This window comes from Stenotrophomonas sp. PA-6-5C (assembly GCF_021605635.1).
Taxonomy (GTDB): Bacteria; Pseudomonadota; Gammaproteobacteria; order Xanthomonadales; family Xanthomonadaceae; genus Stenotrophomonas; species Stenotrophomonas lactitubi.
Map to the genome: position 1 here is coordinate 1 of NZ_WKEE01000076.1, position 18,880 is coordinate 18,880.

15 protein-coding genes are annotated in these 18,880 nt (G+C 68.2%); 5 read left to right on the forward strand and 10 right to left on the reverse strand.

What is annotated here, in order from left to right; translation table 11 throughout:
• Positions 1–146: 146 nt before the first annotated feature.
• Positions 147–2,123: a UvrD-helicase domain-containing protein gene (locus GIW57_RS21915; RefSeq protein ID WP_025875440.1), complete on the reverse strand. Its 1,977-nt coding sequence runs from the start codon at positions 2,121–2,123 to the stop codon at positions 147–149.
• A 102-nt stretch (positions 2,124–2,225) separates the two neighbouring features.
• Between GIW57_RS21915 and GIW57_RS21920 the strand changes: the two genes are divergently transcribed.
• Both GIW57_RS21920 and GIW57_RS21925 read left to right on the forward strand, forming a co-directional pair.
• Positions 2,226–2,846 (forward strand): thymidine kinase, encoded by a 621-nt coding sequence (locus GIW57_RS21920; protein ID WP_236512865.1) that lies wholly within the window; start codon positions 2,226–2,228, stop codon positions 2,844–2,846.
• 98 nt (positions 2,847–2,944) lie between these two features.
• On the forward strand, positions 2,945–3,649 hold the full coding sequence (locus tag GIW57_RS21925) for a sel1 repeat family protein (RefSeq protein WP_236512866.1): 705 nt from the start codon (positions 2,945–2,947) through the stop codon (positions 3,647–3,649).
• Positions 3,650–3,686: 37 nt separating this feature from the next.
• Here GIW57_RS21925 and GIW57_RS21930 read toward each other — a convergent pair whose 3' ends face one another.
• The 6 genes from GIW57_RS21930 to GIW57_RS21955 all read right to left on the reverse strand — a co-directional run bounded on the left by GIW57_RS21930 (position 3,687) and on the right by GIW57_RS21955 (position 10,827).
• On the reverse strand, positions 3,687–5,291 hold the full coding sequence (locus GIW57_RS21930) for a glucan biosynthesis protein D (RefSeq protein ID WP_236512868.1): 1,605 nt from the start codon (positions 5,289–5,291) through the stop codon (positions 3,687–3,689).
• Positions 5,292–5,339: 48 nt separating this feature from the next.
• Positions 5,340–7,805 (reverse strand): serine/threonine-protein kinase, encoded by a 2,466-nt coding sequence (locus GIW57_RS21935; protein WP_236512869.1) that lies wholly within the window; start codon positions 7,803–7,805, stop codon positions 5,340–5,342.
• A gap of 19 nt (positions 7,806–7,824) precedes the next feature.
• A complete protein-coding gene (locus GIW57_RS21940; RefSeq protein WP_025875449.1) occupies positions 7,825–8,391 on the reverse strand; it encodes an ECF-type sigma factor in 567 nt (188 codons plus the stop codon).
• A gap of 69 nt (positions 8,392–8,460) precedes the next feature.
• Complete coding sequence (gene mutM, locus GIW57_RS21945) at positions 8,461–9,273, reverse strand: bifunctional DNA-formamidopyrimidine glycosylase/DNA-(apurinic or apyrimidinic site) lyase (protein WP_236512871.1); 813 nt, start codon at positions 9,271–9,273, stop codon at positions 8,461–8,463.
• Positions 9,274–9,292: 19 nt separating this feature from the next.
• A complete protein-coding gene (locus GIW57_RS21950) occupies positions 9,293–9,628 on the reverse strand; it encodes an EF-hand domain-containing protein (RefSeq protein ID WP_100461743.1) in 336 nt (111 codons plus the stop codon).
• On the reverse strand, positions 9,625–10,827 hold the full coding sequence (locus tag GIW57_RS21955; protein ID WP_236512872.1) for a fatty acid desaturase: 1,203 nt from the start codon (positions 10,825–10,827) through the stop codon (positions 9,625–9,627). Before GIW57_RS21955 ends, GIW57_RS21950 begins: the two co-directional genes overlap by 4 nt.
• 215 nt (positions 10,828–11,042) lie before the next feature.
• Here GIW57_RS21955 and GIW57_RS21960 point away from each other — a divergent pair, with 215 nt between their 5' ends.
• Complete coding sequence (locus tag GIW57_RS21960) at positions 11,043–11,801, forward strand: ATP-binding cassette domain-containing protein (RefSeq protein ID WP_236512878.1); 759 nt, start codon at positions 11,043–11,045, stop codon at positions 11,799–11,801.
• Between the two features lie 46 nt (positions 11,802–11,847).
• On the opposite strand, the gene GIW57_RS21965 is transcribed toward GIW57_RS21960, so the two are convergent.
• A complete protein-coding gene (locus GIW57_RS21965) occupies positions 11,848–13,047 on the reverse strand; it encodes a DUF4785 domain-containing protein (protein WP_100462710.1) in 1,200 nt (399 codons plus the stop codon).
• Positions 13,048–13,058: 11 nt separating this feature from the next.
• The gene (locus GIW57_RS21970; protein WP_089241829.1) at positions 13,059–13,937 is read right to left on the reverse strand and encodes a hypothetical protein; all 879 of its coding nucleotides are present in this window, start codon (positions 13,935–13,937) and stop codon (positions 13,059–13,061) included.
• Positions 13,938–14,170: 233 nt separating this feature from the next.
• Here GIW57_RS21970 and GIW57_RS21975 point away from each other — a divergent pair, with 233 nt between their 5' ends.
• Positions 14,171–15,010, forward strand: a complete 840-nt coding sequence (locus tag GIW57_RS21975) for a phosphatase PAP2 family protein (RefSeq protein WP_100461740.1) — start codon at positions 14,171–14,173, stop codon at positions 15,008–15,010.
• A 132-nt stretch (positions 15,011–15,142) separates the two neighbouring features.
• Here GIW57_RS21975 and GIW57_RS21980 read toward each other — a convergent pair whose 3' ends face one another.
• Positions 15,143–17,413: a TonB-dependent receptor gene (locus GIW57_RS21980; protein WP_236512874.1), complete on the reverse strand. Its 2,271-nt coding sequence runs from the start codon at positions 17,411–17,413 to the stop codon at positions 15,143–15,145.
• Between the two features lie 159 nt (positions 17,414–17,572).
• Between GIW57_RS21980 and GIW57_RS21985 the strand changes: the two genes are divergently transcribed.
• Positions 17,573–18,577, forward strand: coding sequence for a TIGR00266 family protein (locus tag GIW57_RS21985; protein WP_236512876.1), 1,005 nt, complete (start codon positions 17,573–17,575; stop codon positions 18,575–18,577).
• Positions 18,578–18,880 lie beyond the last annotated feature (303 nt).

Sequence of the window (18,880 nt, forward strand, 5' to 3'; positions counted from 1 at the left end):
GGCTGGGCGGGACCGTCCGCGGCATGGATGCCGCGGCCGAGCCCCCAAGGATGGGTTTACGGCGTGTCCCGACCAGCCCACCCGCCCGGCCAACCACAAATACGCTGCAGCGGGTGCCAGCCACGAGGGGCCGCGCCGTTCGCAGATCAATCGAACAACGCCTCGATCGCCGCCAACCCCGCCGTCGCCCGCTCCTTCTTCCGCGCCGCATCCGCCACCGGATCCGCGCCATCGCGCTGGATCTCCTCGGCCGGGATCTCCTCGAAGAAGCGGCTCGGCTTCAGCCGCACGTGCTCACCGAACTTGCGGGTCAGCTTGCTGTAGCTCATCCACAGCTGGATCTTGGCGCGGGTGATGCCCACGTACAGCAGGCGCCGCTCTTCCTGCAGGTTGCCCTCGTCCAGGCTGACCTGGTGCGGCAGCACGCCATCCTCGCAGCCGACGATGAACACGTACGGGAATTCCAGACCCTTGGAGGCGTGCATGGTCATCATCCGCACCTGGTTGCCGCCCTCGTCCTTGTCGCTGCGCGACAACAGCGCCAGCTGGCCGGCCAGATCGGCAGCGGTGGCACCACGCGGGCCACCCTCGAACCACTGCGCCAGCTCTTCAATGTTGTTGGCACGACGCTGGTAGCTGGCTTCTTCCTTGGCCTGCTGGCGCAGCTCGCTGAGCAGGCCCGATTCCTTGGCCACCTTGCGGATCATGTCGCCGGAGCTGATCTGCCGCGTCTGCGCACGCAGGTCACGCAGGATGTCGGTGAAGCGCGCCAGGCTGTTGGCCGCGCGCGGCGGCAACTGCTGCAGCGCACCGATCGCTTCGGCGGCCTGCGCCATCGGCATGTCCTTTTCCGAAGCCAGTTCGGCCAGCTTGGCCAGGGTGCCGGCGCCGACTTCACGTTTGGGTGACTGCACCGCACGCAGGAACGCGGTGTCATCGTCCGGGTTCACCAGCAGCCGCAGCCAGGCCAGCGTGTCCTTCACTTCCTGGCGCTCCAGGAACATCGTGCCGCCGGTCAGGTGGTAGGGGATGCGCAGCAGCTGCATCGCCTTTTCCAGCGGACGCGACTGGAAGTTGCCGCGGAACAGGATGCAGAAATCGCTCCACGGCACGTTGCGCGTCTGCGCCACGAACGCGATCTCGGCGGCGACCTTCTCGGCCTCGTGTTCGCTGTTGCGGCACTCCCACACACGGATGCGCTCGCCATCGGCCTGGTCGCTCCACAGCTTCTTCAGGTGTTCGTGCGGATTGTTGGCGATCAGCGCATTGGCCGCGCGCAGCACGCGGTTGGAACACCGGTAGTTCTGCTCCAGCTTGATGATTTCCAGGGCCGGGTAATCGCGCCCCATCTGTTGCAGGTTTTCCGGGTTGGCGCCACGCCAGGCGTAGATCGACTGGTCGTCATCGCCCACGCAGGTGAAGTTGCCCTTGTCACCGGCCAGTTGCTTGAGCAGGCGGTACTGGGCATCGTTGGTGTCCTGGCATTCGTCGACCAGCAGATAGCCGATGCGTTCGCGCCAGGCCAGCGCGATCTCCGGGTTCTCTTCCAGGATCTGCACCGGCAACCGGATCAGGTCGTCGAAGTCCACGGCGTTGAACGCGCTCAGGCGCAACTGGTAACGCTCGTAGATGCCGGCCGCTTCCTTCTCGCGGTTGCTGCGCGCAGCGGCCATCGCCTGCTCCGGCGACAGGCCGGCGTTCTTGGCGCGCGACACCAGGTTCTTCATGTCCTCGATGTCGTCCGGCTTGGCGCCGTACATCAGGTCCTTGATCTGCGCGGCCGCGTCATCGGCATCGAAGATCGAGAAACCGCGCTTGAGCCCGACGGCGGCATGCTCGATCTGCAGGAACTTCAGGCCCAGCGCATGGAAGGTGCAGATGGTCACTTCATCGGCATCCTGCTCGCGCAGGCGCTTGGCCACGCGCTCGCGCATTTCCTTGGCCGACTTGTTGGTGAAGGTGATCGCGGCGATGCGCTTGGCCGGGTAGCGGCCACAGCCGATCAGGTGGGCGATCTTCTCCACGATCACGCGCGTCTTGCCGCTGCCGGCGCCGGCGAGCACCAGCAGCGGTCCTTCGATGTGGAGGACGGCGGCAGCTTGGGGGGGATTGAGACCGTGCATTGGGGTGCGATTGTAGCGGGCGTTGGTGGCGGCCACAGCCGCCGGCCGGTGGGCTTGCTGAACGGCTTCGGCCGGCGCCGGGTGGCGTCGTACAATCGGCCGATGGCCAAGCTCTATTTCTACTATTCGGCGATGAACGCCGGCAAGACCACCACCCTGCTGCAGAGCGCGCACAACTACCGCGAGCGCGGCATGCGGGTGGCGATCCTGACCCCGCGCCTGGACGACCGTGCCGGCGCGGGCGTGGTCGCCTCGCGGATCGGCCTGCGCGCCGACGGCATGGCCTTCGAACGCGACACCGACCTGCAGCAGTGGGTCAGCCAGGATCTGCAGGCCCACGGGCCGCTGGGCTGCGTGCTGGTAGACGAGGCGCAGTTCCTCAGCCGCAGCCAGGTCTGGCAGCTCAGCGAAGTGGTCGACCAGCTGCGCATCCCGGTGCTGTGCTATGGCCTGCGCACCGATTTCCGCGGCGAGCTGTTCGAGGGCAGCCAGTACCTGCTGGCCTGGGCCGACGAGATGCAGGAGATCAAGACGATCTGCCACAGCGGCAAGAAGGCGACCATGACCGTGCGCGTGGACGAACATGGCCATGCCGTGCAGGACGGCCCGCAGGTGGAGATCGGCGGCAACGAGCGCTACGTGTCGGTCAGCCGCGCCGAGTTCAAGAAGATCACCCGGGGCGAGGGCCGCATCGATCCGGCGCAGGCACCGCTGCCGTTGTAGCGCATGGCCCTTCACGGGCCATGACGTCCTGCGGTTTACAAGACCGCGTGGTCGGACCTAGGCTGCGGCACTACCTGCTGCCGAACTGGATGTCCGTCATGCGCCCCGCCCTGCTGTTGCTTCCCGTGTTGTTCCTGCCCCTGTTCGCCACTGCGGCCGAGCGTCCGTCCGGCGAAGAGGACGCGGCCGTGATCGGTGCTGGTTTCATGGACAGCCATCCGGACATGATGTATCGGCAGTGGGGCGTCAACGCCCTGCGCCGCAACGACGTCAACGGCGCGATGGACAACTTCCGGCTGGCCGCACGCTATGCCGACAAGCCCGCGCAGGGCTACCTGGGTGAGATGTACTGGTATGGCGTCGAACAGCCACGCAATCCGGTCATGGCCTATGCGTGGATGGACGTCGCCGCCGAACGCGGCTACCCGCTGTTCGTGGACCTGCGCAACGAGTACTGGGCGACCCTGCCGCTGGAACAGCACGACGCCGCGCGGGCGCAGGCAAGCGCGTTGCGCGCCGAATATGGCGACGAGGTCGCGCGCCCGCGCATGGCCGAAGTGCTGAGGAAGGGACGACGCGAGATGACCGGCAGCCGCGTAGGCTCGATGTCCAACAATGTGGACATCGTGTACATGGACGGCGGCATAGCCCGCACGATCAAGGCCGACCGCCTGTATGACCCCAAGTACTGGGATCCGAAGCAGTACGAGCGCTGGCAGGACGAAACCTGGATGAAGATCCGCCGTGGCACGGTGGAAGTGGGTGTGCCTACGCAATCGCACGCCACCGACGCCAAGCCCTGAATCAAGGGTGCCGGCGCTTGGCCGGCACCGCTCTACTTCAGTACAGCGTGCGCTCCGGCGCGCCTGCCGGTGGCGGGGTGTACTGGTACAGCCAGGTTTCGGTGAGGGTCTTGCCGCCACTGCGCAGGTACAGGCGGATGTCGATCTGCTCGCTGCTGCCCTCCGGCGGCACCAGGTCGAACATCGCGCGGTAACCCTTGATCTCGCGCAACGGCCGCGCCGAGACGATCTCCACCCGGCCACGGCTGGTTTCGACAACCGCTTCGACGTCAGCCTTGTCGATCAGGCCGGCCAGTTCGCCGCCTTCGAAGTCCACCGCGAAACGCCACGAGAAATACTCCCGCTTCTTGCCGATCACTCCGCCCAGGCCGGTGCGGCTGGCCACGCAGTGGGCCAGCGGCGTATGCGCCGGCGGCTGTGCGCCCCAGTACAGGCGGTAGCCGACCAGCAGTTCCTGGCCAGGCTGCGGCTTTTCCTTCGGGTTCCAGAAGGCCACGATGTTGTCGAAGGTTTCGTCGACGGTGGGAATCTCCACCAGCTGCACCGAGCCCTCGCCCCAGTCACCCTTCGGCTCCACCCACAGGCACGGACGCTTCTCGTAAAACACGCCGTCGTCCTGGTAGTGGTCGAAGTTGCGGTCACGCTGCAGCAGGCCGAAGCCACGCGGATTGCGGTCGACGAACATGTTGAAGCGCAGGTTGCGCGGGTTCAGCAGCGGCCGCCAGATCCATTCGCCGGCGCCGGTCCACAGCGACAGGCCGTCGGTATCGTGAATCTCCGGGCGCCAGTCCCAGCCCATGCGGCGGTCGTTCTCGCCCACCTGGTACATGCTGGTGCAGGGCGCGATGCCCAGCCGCTCGATGGTCTTGCGCGGGTACAGCGCGCTGTCGATGTCCATCAGCAGCACATCGCCGTTGGTGACGGCGAAACGGTAAGCACCGGCCACGCTGGGCGAATCCAGCAGCGCGTAGACGATGATGGTGTCCGAGTCGGCCGCAGGCTGTTCCAGGTAATAGGCGATGAAGTCCGGGAATTCCTCGGGCTTGCCCATGCCGGTGTCGATGGCCAGGCCACGCGCAGACTGGCCGTACTGGCCTTCCTTGCCCACTGCGCGGAAGTAACTGGCCCCCAGGAACGCGGCGAAATCACGATCGGTGTCCTTGCGCGTGTTCAACCGGAACCCGGCAAAGCCGATGTCGGCCGGCAGCTCACCGTTCTTCAACCCGCTCTTGCCGTAGTTGAACGCGGCGCCGTCATAGGCCAGTTCCTGCGCCTTGCCGTCGACCACGTCGTACATGCGCACCGGCGAATGGAAGTACAGGCCCAGATGGAAGAACTTGGCCTGGAATTTTCCCGGCTGGTCGGCCCACAGGGCATGGTCCTGGCGGTAGCCGATCGACTGGTACTGGTCCCAGTCCAGCGCCTCCAGCTTGCCCGGCAGCACCCGCTTGTGGCTCTTGTACGGCGCCTGTGCCAGCGCGCGCGCCTGCCCCTTCAGGGCGGCGAAATCGAACGGCTGCGGCTGGCCAAGCCGGCGCAGCCCAAGCTGGCCACTCTTGCTGGCCGCGCAGGCCGGCAGTGACGGCAGGCCAAAGGCGGCCAGGGCCAGGGAGGCATTGCGGATGAAGTCGCGTCGTTGCATGCAGGCGCGGGAGCAAAGGGAAGGTCGGCCATCATAGGCAGACAAACGTTAACGGGCAGCGGTGGAATCGATGCGCTGTTCAGCCTGTGCCAATGCCGCGATGCGCGCATCGAGCTCCTGCAGGGCCGGCGCCTGTGGCCCGCGCTGGGCCAGCAGCAGCTGTCGCGCCTCGGCCAGCACGCTGCGGGCCTGTGCGGTCTGGCCGGCCTCCTGCAGGGCCTGACCCTGTGCCAGCAGCGCCTGCGGCAGCAATGCGATGTGGTCGGGCTGGCGCCAGATCGCCACCGCACGGGCGTAGTGCGCCGCCGCTGCCGAGGGGTCGTCGCTGGCGCTGGCCCACTTGCCGAGGGCGAACTCGCCGTAGCCGATCTCACGATGATCCGGCCCCAGGGCGCCGAGCAGCTGTGCCTGCACCTGCCGCAGTTCCTGGCCGGCCAGCGTGCGCTGGCCGCGCTGCAGGGCCAGCAGCGCGCGTGCGCGGCGTACCACCAGCGCCTCCGGGTGGCGCGGTCCCCATGCATCCTGCGCTGCCTGCCAGGCCAGCTCCAGCTCGGCCGCTGCCGCCTTGGTGTCGCCCTGGCGGGCCAGCACATCGCCCAGTTGCCGGTGCAGGCTGATCACCTGCGGGCTGCTGGCGTCGGCGCGCTGGCCGAGCAGGGCCAGCGCCTGCCGGTACCCGGCCAGCGCAGCCGGCAGGCGCCCGGCGGTGGCGTCCAGCGCGGCCAGGTCGGCCAGTGATTCAGCACGCCCGAAGCGCTCGACCATCCCCTGGTGGCGCAGCGCCAGCGCCTGCTGGAACGACCGGCGCGCCGCATCGGCATCACCCAGCTGGGCCTGGCACCGTCCGAGCTGGCTGTGGAATTCGGCTACGGCCGCCGGCAGGGCCGCCGCCTCGCTGGCTGCCAGCGGTTGCAGCGGCTGCAGGTGCGCCAGGCACTCGCGCCCGCGGCCGAGCATGCGCAACGCGCGCCCGCGCTGGGTCACCGCCTCGATCTGCAGCGCCGGCGGCACCTCGCCCACCTCCTGCAGCAGGCGGCGCTGCTGGTCCAGCGTCTGCAGCGCCAGCTGGTAGTCGCCCAGGCCGATGCGCAGGCGGCCGATCACCCCCTGCAGCTCGGCCAGCGCCAGCGGCTGGTCAGCCAGTTCGGCTTCGCCCCGTTGCTGACCAGTGGCCAGCAGCTGCGGCACGTCGAAATGGCCGTGGCGCTGGCTGGCCGCCTTGTCGAACAGACCCACGGTGAAATCCTGCATGGCCTGCGCACGCGCCATTTCCACCCGCGCCTGGCGCGCCTGCCACAGGGCGATGGACGTGGTCAGCAGCAGCGCCAACACCGACAGCGTCGCCAAGGCCACGCCCCAGCGATGGCGGCCAATGTACTTGCGCACCCGGTAACCCACGCCCGGTGGTCGCGCCTGGATCGGCTGCCCCTGCAGGTAGCGGCGCAGGTCGCCGGCCAGCGCCTCGGCCGAGCTGTAGCGCTGCTGCGGGTCCTTCTGCAGGGCCTTTTCCAACAGTACGTCCAGATCGCCCCTTAATCGCCTCGCCTGCCGCTGCAGGGCCCGTTTCGGCGCTCCCGGCTCGGCGGCCAGCCGTTGCAGCAGCGCCGAGGCACGTGGCGCCTGCACATCCAGGATCGAGCGCTCCCATTCCGCGTCGCTGTGCCGGCGCAGGCGATAGGGCTTGTGCCCGGTGACCACCTCGAACAGCACCACGCCCAGCGAATAGACGTCGGTCAAGGTCGTCACCGCCTCGCCACGCACCTGTTCCGGCGCGGCGTAGTGCAGGGTGAACGCGCGGATTTCGGTGGCCGGATGGGCCGCGTTCGGGTCGTCGTGGTCGAGCAGCTTGGCGATGCCGAAGTCGAGCAGCTTCACCGTGCCATCGGCGCGTACCAGGATGTTGGAGGGCTTCAGGTCGCGGTGCACCACCAGGTTGGCATGTGCATGGCTGACCACCGCGCAGACCTGCAGCATCAGCTGCAGACGCGTTTCCAGCGGCGGTTGCAGGCGCCGGCAGTAGTCGCTGATCGGCTCGCCTTCGACGTAATCCAGCGCCAGGTAAGGCTGCCCTTGCTGGTCCACCCCGGCGTCCAGCAGTTGGGCCAGATGCGGGTGCTGCAGGCGGGCCAGGATCTGCCGCTCGCGGCCGAAGCGTTGGCGCAGGCCGGGATCGGCGACGCCGCTGCGCAGCAGCTTCAGTGCAACCTGGCGCTGGTACAGGCCATCGCAGCGCTCGGCCAACCAGACTTCGCCCATGCCACCTTCGCCGAGCGGGTGCAGCAGCCGATAGGGGCCGACCTCGCTGCCGGCACGGCCCGGCGGTGTGGCGGTCCACAGCGGCTGGGCCATGAACTCGTGGCTGTCGGCTTCCTGCTGCAGCAGGTGTTCCAGCTCGCGGCCCAGCGTCGGGTCCTGCGCACTCAAGCGCTGCAGGCGCAGCTGGCGGGCGGCGGGTGCCAGCTCCAGCAGCTGGTCCAGCCAGGACGACAATTGCTGCCAGCGGGCGGCGTCCATCGGCGTGTTCGGGCTGGTGTCAGTCGCTGCGCATCGCGGCCAGCAGGAACAGCCGCGCCTTCTGCCAGTCGCGGCGGATGCTGCGTTCCGAGCGCTGGCTCAGCTCGGCGATCTCCAGCTCGGACAGGCCCGCGAAGTAGCGCAGCTCCACGACCTTGGCCAGGTGCGCATCGACGGCCTGCAGGCGTTCCAACGCAACATCGAGGGCCAGCAGGTCCTCGTCCAGGCGCACGCCGCTGCTGCTGTTCTCGGGAATCTCGGCCACCCGCTTGAGGTCGCCACCGCGCTTGCGCGCCAAGCGGTTGCGCGCGTAATCGACGACCACGCTGCGCATCGCCGACGCCGCATAGGCGAAGAAGTGCGCACGGTCCTCGAAGCGTGCCGCACCGCGGCTGCCCAGCAGCTTCAGGTAGGACTCGTGGACCAGCGAGGTCGCATCCAGGGTGCGCCCCTGCTGCCCGGCCAGCTGCCGCCGGGCCATGCTGTGCAGCTCCTGGTACAGGGTGGTGAGCACGCGGTCGAGCGCGGCGCGATCGCCGCCGCGTGCAGCATCCAGCCAGACAGTGATATCCGGGCCTTCGTCCATCGCCAACGCTCCCCCGCAGCGGATGTCGGCTGGACTATAGCGCTGCGCGTGTGCAGCGCATGAAGACGTTCAGCGCTGGCAGCGGCTGCACCACACGCTTGCGCGCTGGCCGATCATCGCGTGCTTGAGCGGGCGCCCGCAGCTGGGGCACGGCAGGCCATCGCGGCCGTACACCAGCAGCTCCTGCTCGAAGTAGCCCGGCGCGCCGTCGGGGCTGATGAAATCGCGCAGGGTGGTGCCACCACGGGTGATCGCGTAGTCCAGCGTCTCCTTCACTGCCGTGGCCAGCCGCCGGTAGCGCTCGCGGGTGACCTTGCCCGCTTCGCGCAGCGGGCTGATGCCAGCCTTGAACAGGCTTTCGGCCGCGTAGATGTTGCCCACGCCGACCACCACCGCCTGGTCCATCAGGAAGGTCTTCACCGGCGCGCTGCGGCCCCGGCTGCGGGCGAACAGGTAGTCGCCGTCGAAGGCGTCATCCAGCGGTTCCGGGCCCAGCGCCTGCAGCAACGGATGGATCTCGCCGGCCGGCTGCCAGAGCAGGCTGCCGAAGCGACGCGGGTCGTTGAAACGCAGCAGGCGGCCGTTGTCCAGACTGATGTCCACATGGTCGTGCGCGCGCAGCGGGGTGTCGCCGGGCAGCACGCGCAGGCTGCCGGACATGCCCAGGTGCAGTACGGCACTGCCGATGGCGGTATCCAGCAGCAGGTACTTCGCGCGGCGGCGCACGTCTTCGATGCGCTGGCCGGGCAGCAGCTCGGCCACTTCCGGCGGAATCGGCCAGCGCAGGTCGGCGCGGCGCAGGATCACCCCATGCACGCGGCGGCCCTGCAGGTGCGGCGCCAGGCCGCGGCGGGTGGTTTCTACTTCGGGCAGTTCGGGCATGGCACGATTCTATGCCCGCTCAGCGTGGTGGTGCAGCCAGTTCGCGCGCATCCAGGAACCCATCGCCGTTGGCGTCCTGCTTGTGGAAGCGCTGCACGATCGTCTGCCGCTGCTGTTCGCGGGTGATGGCCCTGCCCTTGCCGCCGGGCAGCTCGTCGGCACTCAGCACGCCATCGCCGTTGCGATCCATGCGATCGAAGGCGTACAGCATCCACTGCAGGTACTCGGCTTCACTGACCTTGCCGTCGCCGTCGCTGTCCATGCGTTGCAGGTAGCTGGCGGTGTCGCTGACCTGGGCCTGCACAGCAGGCGCCCAGACCGCGACCAGCAACAACACCGTCAGCGCAGCCCTCATCCGCCCACCAGGGTGTAACCCTTCAGTCGCGCGGCATAGGCCTGCAGCGCGGCAATGCCGCTTTCCTCGGCCTCGCGGCACCAGGCCTGCAGTTGACGCAGGCGCTCGGCGGCATCGTGGCCACGCGCTTCCAGCAGCGTTGCCAGGCGCGCGCGGTATTCCACCAAGGTACGGATACGTGGGCGCTGGGCGACCCATTCGCTGAGCTGCGCGCGGCTGTCCGGCTTCAGCCAGCGGCCGTCGTTGACCAGGCCACGGCGCAGCCGGCGCGGCAGCAAGCGGCGCAGCTTGGCACCGGCGTGTCGTGCTTCCTCGCGCAATGCCGGCATGAACACGTTGCGCTGGTAGTCGGTCATCGCCTGGAAGCGATGCGACAACAGGGCTTTCAGGGTATCGGCGTCGGGCACGGCGATGTTCGGGCGCACGTCCATGGCCGGTGCCACCCGCAATACCTTGGCCAGGCGCACTGCCTGCAGCAGGCGGATCGCGCTCCAGCCGATGTCGAACTCCCAGCGCCGCATCGCAAAGCGCGCCGAGCTGGGGAACGCATGGTGGTTGTTGTGCAGTTCCTCGCCACCAATCCAGAACGCCCACGGCGTCAGGTTGGTGGAGGTGTCGGCCGACTCGTAGTTGCGGTAGCCCCACCAGTGGCCCAGGCCATTGACCACGCCGGCGGCCCAGAACGGAATCCACGCCATCTGGATCGCCCACAGGGCGATGCCCGGCAGGCCGAACAGCACCGTGTTGACCGCAAACAGCAGCACCGGGCCGAAGGTGGCATAGGGGGTGTACAGGCGGCGCTCGATCGCGTCGTCCGGCGTGCCGCGACCGTACTGTTCGATGTCCGCGCGCATGCCGCGTGCTTCGCGGTAGAGCTCCACGCCGCGCCAGAACACCTGGCCGATGCCACGGGTGACCGGGCTGTGCGGGTCGTCCTCGGTTTCCACCTTGGCGTGGTGCTTGCGATGGATCGCCACCCATTCCTTTGTGATCATCGAGGTGGTCAGCCAGGTCCAGAAGCGGAAGAAGTGCGCGACCACCGGGTGGAAGTCCACGCCCCGATGCGCCTGGCTGCGGTGCAGGTAGAGGGTGACCGAGAAGATCGTGAGCTGGGTGAAGACCAGCAGCACCAGGGCCAGCTGCCACCAGCCCAGGCCCAGCACGCCACCGGTCAGCAGGGACATCAGGGCATCAGGCATGGCGGCTCTCCAGAGCGACACAGGTATGGAAGACATCATGGGCGCTTGCGTTGCAAACTGCACCTTGCACCGCTGGATTGGCAGCGCCATTCCGTGGCTTCGTTCACAGTTGGGGACCCGTGTTGTCGAGCCTTGATCCGCGCATCCGCGCCGTAGACCCTGCCCCATCCGCCGGGGACCTGCCGCCCTTGATCGAACTGGACCGCGCCAGCGTGATGCGCGGCCAGGTGAAGGTCCTGCACGGGCTGAGCCTGCGCATCGCGCAGGGCCAGCACACCGCCCTGCTCGGCCCCAATGGCTGTGGCAAGTCCACCTTCATCAAGCTGATCACCCGCGAGCTGTATCCGCTGGCGCAGGCCGACGGCACGGTGGCGGTGAAGGTGCTGGGGCAGAACCGCTGGCAGGTCGACCGGCTGCGTTCGCAGCTGGGCATCGTCACTGGCGACCTCAGCAGCAACCTGGCCGACATGCCGGGGCTGACGGTGGAGCAGGCAGTGCTGTCGGGGTTCTTCGCCAGCTACATGGTGCCGGCGTTCCGCGAGGTCACCGCCGATATGCGCACGCGGGTGGGCGAGACCCTGGCGATGACCGGTGCATCGGGCCTGCGTGAGCGTGCCTACGCCGAACTGTCGGCCGGCGAGACCCGCCGCGTGCTGATCGCCCGCGCGCTGGTCAACCGGCCGCAGGCGCTGCTGCTGGATGAACCCTCCACCGGGCTGGACCTGGTGGCCCGCCAGCAGTTGATCGCCACCATGCGCGTGCTCGCCCAGCAGGGCATCACCCTGGTGCTGGTCACGCACCACATCGAGGAAGTGATTCCCGAGATCGAGCGGGTGGTGCTGCTGCGCGACGGCCGCGTAGTGGCCGATGGCGCGCGCGCCGAGCTGCTGCGCGACGAACCGCTGTCGGCCGTGTTCGGCGGCGCGATCACGGTGGTGGAACAGGAAGGGCGGCTGACCGCCTACGCGGGGTGACAGCGCCTCCGTGGCGGGCCGGACATCCGGCCCGCCACGCCCTGCTTCAGAACCGCAACGCCAGCGCGCGCGACTCGATCGGTGCCATCCGGCTCTGGTCCTGCAGCTGCAGGTCGCGCAGTTCATAGGGGGCACCGAAGCCGGCAGGCAACGCAGCCTGGTCGAACGGCAGCACCAGCGCGCCGCGGCCCGGGCCATCGAACCACGCTGCGGCATGGGCCTGCGCCACCGGCTGCAACTGGCCGTTGGCTGCGGTGGCATACAGCGTGCCGCGCGCCTCGTAGCGGCCAGCGGCGGCCACCTGCAACGGCAGGCTGACCTGGCGGCTGGCCGGATCGGGCATGGCCTGGCCGACGAAGCGGGCGGTCGGCCTGGCCACCGCGAAGGCGACCTTGCCATCGCGCAGCACGCCGTCGGCCTGGGCGAACACCTGCAGTTCCCACAGGCCCTGTGCGTTGCTGGCCTCGGCCGGAATCCTCACCTGTGCACGCAGGCTGCCATCGGTGGTGCGCAGCAGCCGCTGCGGCCAGCTGCGGCCATCGGGTGCGACCAGCAACGCTTCACCGCCGAGGCTGCCCCGTCGTGTGCGCAACGCCGCCGCGCTGGCCCCGTCTTCCAGCAGACGCGCCTGCAGCTGCACGTTGCCACCGGCCAGCACCTGCGCCTGGCTGGCCTGCACTTCCAACCGCAGCGGGCTGTTGGGCTCCAGCACCTGCACCACGTAGCGGCCCTGCGCCTGCGCGCTCTGCAGCCGGTAAGCGCCAGCTGCGCTGGTGGTACCGGTGCGCAGCATGCTGCTGCCATCGCTGACCGGCATGCCCGCATCCTGCAGCTGGCGTGCATCGACACTGCGCGCAACGCTGCTGCGCCCCGCCGGATCACGCACCTGCAGCGCGCTGGCCGGCAGCGCGCGGGCGCCCGGCGCCGGGCTGAGCTGGATCACCGCATCGGGTGCGCTCAGCGGCAGTTCCAGGCCGCGCTGCAGCTCGGCACCGTCGACCTGCTGCCAGTAGCTGCGGCTGATCGCGGCCTGGGGGCCGGGGGCCTGCAATGGCTGCGCCGGGTCCAGTGCCCAGGCGAAGGCCAGTGGCGCGTGCTCGCTTTCATCAGCCGGCAGCGGCGCGGCCACCAGGCCAGCGGGAATCTGGTCGCCAGCGGCGACGCGCAGCGGCTGCGCGGCCTGCGCCGATGCGGTGGAAAGGACCGCCAGCACGGCGGCAGCCAGCAGGGTGGAATGGATCGTCATGGTCATCTCCCTCACTGGGTCAGGTCGTTGCGCAGGATGCTGCCGAGGCCGAAGCACTCGCGGCGGCTCTGGTTATGGCTGAGCGGCTCGGCGCCCTGGGTGCGCGCCTTGTCGGTGAACCACAGGGTGCCGGCCGCCTTCTGGCTGCTGCATTCCAGGAAACCGTCCGAGCACGACGACAGCCAGTTCTGGGTGAACTCCAGGCCGACATTGGCGGCGTAGCCACCGCAGTAGCTGTTGCTGTCCCACACCGCCGACTCGACATCGCTGCCGACCACGGCGCGGAACGGCTTGGGCAGGGCCGGGCGGCCGGCGGTGCCGTACAGGTTCTGCGCGTTGTAGGTGGCCATGTGTCCCACCTGCTGCATGCGCACGGCATCGCTCTTGTAGCCCAGCAGCCAACCCAGCGAGGTTTCGAAGGTATTGCCGTTGAGCACGGCGTCGGCCAGCGGCGTACCCGCCGACGAGGGCGCCAGCGCAGTGACCTTGCGCACCCGGTTGATGATCTTCGGGTAGCGGCTGTCGTAGGTGGGGTTGGACAGGATCCAGCGCATCACGTTGCCGCCGTTGGAGTGGGTGATCACCACCAGCTGGGTGATGCCACGGCTGTCGATGAAGCCGGTGAGCTGGTTGGCCAGGCAACCGGCCGCTTCCGGCTTCCACATGTACTGGGTGAAGTCGCAGTTGATGACCACGTAGTTGCTGCTGTTCGGCAGGCCCTGGCGGACGGTGTCGATGATCGCCGGCTGCCAGTAGTCCTGCGTGGCATTGGTCTGCGCGCCGGTGCCATGCACGAAGGCCACGCCGTAGACATCGGCGGCCTGCGCCGGGGCGGTCGCCAGCCCCAGGACCAGGGCCAGGACGGTACTTCCTGTTGCGGTGCTGCGCATCGCTTCTCTCCCTTTCAGCGGATCCCCCCGGCCCGGCTGTGACCTGATGCTCATGGCGGCAGCGCGTGAAAGTCCGTGCGCTGCGCCGGGATTCAGGAGATTGCCGACACTTGATGACTGTTTTCATCGCCCAGCGGCTGACCATGCCGGGTCTGGCCGTATGACCGATGGACGCTGCGACCGACAATCGAGGCTGCGATCATGGCCGGCGAGTTCCCAGCCCGAGTCTTCCCATGTCGTCGATCCTCCCCCCTGTCCGTCCGTTGCTCGGCCTGGCCATCGCGCTGTCGCTGGCCGGCTGTGCCGCCACCGCCAGCAAGCCGACCGCCGTCGAAGCCAACATCACCACCAAGGCCGTGGGCTACCTGGACAAGAGCGCAGTGCCGGCCAGCATCGATCTGGTGCCTGCGCCACCGGCCGCCGGCTCGGCCGCCTTCGCGCTGGATGAGCAGGTCAGCCGCGAGGCACGTGCGCTGCGCGGCAGCCCGCGTTTCGCCCAGGCCGGTGTCGATGCCGAACTCGGCTTCCCGGAAGGCGCCAACCACTTTTCCTGCGCCGCCGACGTCGACGTCGATGCAGTGAAGACCCCGGCCCTGTACCGCCTGCTGGAGCGCAGCCGCATCGACGCCAGTGCTGCTACCAAGGCCGCCAAGAACACGTACAAGCGCCCGCGTCCGTTCATGGTCAACGGCGAGCCGACCTGCTCGCCGAAGGATGAGGAGGGGCTGCGCAGCAACGGTTCCTATCCGTCCGGCCACACCTCGATCGGCTGGGCATGGGCATTGATCCTGTCGGAGATCGCACCGGACCGCGCCGATGCCATCCAGGCACGCGGCCGCAACTACGGCGAGAGCCGCCTGGTGTGCAACGTGCACTGGCAGAGCGACATCCTCGAAGGCCGCTTCATGGGCGCGGCTGCCGTCGCCCGTCTGCATGACAACGCTGCGTTCAACAAGGATCTGCTGGCTGCACGCAAGGAAATCGCTGCCGCGCGCAAGGCCGGCCTGCATTCCAGCCGTGACTGCGCCACCGAGAACGCGGTGCTGAAGGTGCGCCCGCAGAGCGCGCTGTAAGCCATGCCTCTGTAGAGCCAAGCCATGCTCGGCTCAGAGCAGCCGAGCGCAGGCTCGGCTCTACAGGAAGCAGAAAACAGAAGGGCCGGCATTGCGCCGGCCCTTCTTCATTGCATCACTGCTGCAACCGCATCAGAACTTCGCGGTGAACTCCACGCCCCAGGTACGCGGCTCGTTGAGGAAGCCGGTCAGGTTGTTGAAGTCGATCGCACCGACCACGCGGATCTGGTTGGTCAGGTTGCGGCCGAACACCGCCACGTCGTACTGGCCGTAATCCCAGTTGTAACCCAGGCGCAGGCCACCTTCCAGCGAGCTGCGGCCACGGAACTCCGGCGACTCGTAGATGAAGAAGTTGACCGCGCTGCGGTAGGCCCAGTCGGTGTAGGCATACAGCTCGCTGCCATCGCTGAGCGGGAAGCCCACGCGCAGGGTCGCGTTGTGGATCCACTTCGGCGCCTGCGGCAGCGGATTGCCGTTGACCAGGGCGTAGGTGCCGCCATTGATGATGGTGGTCGGGTCGGTGATGGTGCAGCCGCCGCCACAGACCGCCACCGCCAGGTTCTTGTCCTTGATCTCGGTGTCGTTGTAGCTGCTGCCGAAGGTCAGCAGCACGTTGTCGGCCAGGTAGGCTTCCAGGTCCAGCTCGACGCCCTGGCCGATGGTCTTGTCGGCGTTGAGCAGGGTGGCGGTGTTGTTGGTGCCACCGACGGCGATCAGCTGCTGGCCGTCCACGTCGTAGCGGAACACGCTGAAGCCCAGGCGTGCGCGACGCTCGAACAGGTCGGCCTTGATGCCGGCTTCGTACGAAATCACCTTCTCCGAATCGGCCTGCGACAGGCCCGGCGCGAACGCCAGGCGACCCTGGATCGACGGTGCACGGAAGCCCTTGGCCACGCGCGCATAGGCATTGACGTTGTCGGTCAGCTTGTACACGCCGCTGACATCCCAGCTGACGTCGTTGACGTCGGTGTTGGCCAGGTACGGGCCACTGACCGGGGTACCGAACGGCACGGCCTGCAGCACGCTGGCGCTGAAGTCCTTCTTGTCCTGGGTGTAGCGCACGCCGGCACGCAGCTTGAAGCGCTCGGTGACATCGAAGTCGCCCGACGCGAACACCGCCCACGCCTTGTTGCGCTGCTGCTGCACCACGTGGCCGGTCTGCGGATTGCCCGGGGTCAGCGAGTCGTAGTTGAAGTTGTTGATGGTGACGTCTTCATCGAAGTAGAAGACGCCGGCCTGCCAGTCGAAGCGGCCCCATTCGTTGGATTCCACGCGGAATTCCTGGGTCCACTGGCGGTGGTGCGGCAGGCCGTCGGCCGACTCGGACGAGAACGGAATCAGGCCCGGGCCGGAGTTGCCTGCACCCAGGAACGCAGCGCCGTAGCCGCCATCAATGTCGCCGCGGTTGAGCGATTCGGCGGTCTCGTAGCCAGTGATCGAATGCAGGGTCACCGAACCGAGGTTCCACTGCAGGCGCGCGCTGCCGCCCCAGGTTTCCAGGTCGGAGAAGTTGACGCCGTCGTTGGCGACCTTGTCGCGGTCGAAGTTCTCGACCAGCGCGTTGCCGCCCTTCTCGATGATGTTGGCGCGGAACAGGCGGGCGGTACCGTTGAGCTTGCGCTTGTGCAGGTTGAACAGCGCTTCGAAGTCATCGCCTTCGTACAGGAACTGCACGCGGCCGGCGGCTTCGTCATAGCCTTCGAAGCCGCTGTTGGGCGCACCGGCACGGGTGTTGTCGACCCAGTCGTCGCGACGCTGGTAGATGGCCGACACGCGTGCGGACCAGCGGTCGGTCAGCGGGCCGCCGTAGGCGCCCTGCACGTTCCAGCTGTTGTAGGTGCCATAGCCCACGCGCACGTAGCCATCGGCATCCTGCGACGGACGCGCCGAATCGAACTTCACCACGCCGGCCGGGGTGTTGCGCCCGAACAGGGTGCCCTGCGGGCCGCGCAGCACTTCCACACCGGCCAGGTCGAACAGCGGGAAGCCCTTCAGCAGCGGGCTTTCCTGCACCACATCGTCGTACACCAGCGAGACCGGCTGCGATGCATTGAGGTCGAAATCGGTGTTGCCCAGGCCGCGGATGTAGAAGCGCGGGAAGGCACGGCCGTAGGACGATTCGATGTTGAGGCTGGGCACGCGCGCAGCAAGGAAGCGGATGTCATCGCCCGCCGAACCGAGCACGTCGAGCTTTTCGCCCTGGATCGCGCTGATCGCAACCGGCACGTCCTTGGCGTTCTCGACGCGACGTTGTGCAGTCACCTGCAGCGCATCGAGGGCGACCGGATCCTTGGCGGCGGGGGTTTCCTGGGCGGCTGCTGCCAGCGGCAGCAGGGCGGAAAGAGCGACAACGAGCGGGCGCGCGACCGGAGAGCGGCCACGGGAAGTACGGGTCGGAGACATGGCGGTAGGCTGTGTTTGGAGGGGTGGTAAAACGGCGCTACCAGATAATTGTTGCAATACAGCACCTCCCTCGCAAATGCCGATCGTTCATGGCGGCCTCGCGCGCCGCCGGAAGCTGCCGCTAGACTCGGGGTTTTCCCCCGCAACGGACCTGCTGCGATGACCCAGTGGTACTTCCATGCTCCCGGCCAGGCCGACCGTGTCGGCCCGTTCGACGAAGAGGCCGCGCGCCGCTTCGCACAGGCCAATCCGCGCGCGCTGGCCTGGTGCCAGGGCATGACAGGGTGGACACCAGTGTCCGAAATCGTCGCCCTGCAGCAGGCCGGCACCGCCACAGCAGTCCCACCGCCGATGCCCGCAGTCGCGCCCGCAGTCACAACAGCGTCAACCGGCAGCCGTGCCGACCGCATCGATTTCCGCATCGTCGGCCATGAAATGCAGTTCGTGGAAATCGAACTGGACTCCGGCGAGGGTGCGGTGGCCGAGGCCGGCGCGTTGATGTTCAAGGACGCTTCGGTGCAGATGGATACCGTCTTCGGCGGCGGCGCACGCGGTGGCCAGGGCAGCGGTTTCATGGACAAGGTGATGGCCGCCGGCAAGCGCGTGCTGACCGGTGAGAGCCTGTTTGCCACCGTCTACACGCAGACCGGCCAGGGCCGCGGCAAGGTCGCCTTCGCCGCGCCCTATCCCGGCACCGTGCTGGCGATGAAGCTGGACCAGCACGGCGGTCGCCTGATCTGCCAGAAGGACAGCTTCCTGGCGGGCGCGCGCGGCGTGCAGATCGGCGTGCAGTTCCAGCGCAAGATCATGACCGGCCTGTTCGGCGGCGAGGGCTTCATCATGCAGAAGCTGGAGGGCGACGGCTGGGTGTTCATCCATGCCGGCGGCTGCGTGGTCGAGCGCGAGCTGGCCGCCGGCGAACGCCTGGATGTCGATACCGGCTGCATCGTCGCCTACCACCCGACCGTGGACATGGACGTGCGCCGGGTCAAAGGCATCCGAAGCGTGCTGTTCGGTGGCGAGGGCGTGTTCCTGGCCACCCTGACCGGGCCGGGCAAGGTCTGGCTGCAGTCGCTGCCGTTCTCGCGCCTGGCCGGGCGCATGTGGATGGCCGCGCCGCAGGGCGGCGGCAAGAGCCGCGGCGAGAATTCGCTGCTGGGCTGAGTGGGCCGGAGGCCGGACGGCGCGCCGGTTCTGAGCGCGGGATATCGGTAGGTGCCGACCTTGGTCGGCACTGGATTGTGCAAGCGCCGGCCAAGGCCGGCATCTATCGCCCGCATTTCATGAATGGGGAGCCGACCCACCCTGCCCGCCCTGCCACGCCTTCGGTATGCTGGCGCCCTTTCCTGAACCCGGCGCCGCGAGCGCACTGCCGATGAGCCTGTTCCGCCCCCGTGTGCTGCTGTCCGTCGCCCTGCTCGGCCTGCTGGCCGGCTGCGGTGGCGAAGAGGTCCGCCCCACCCCGCC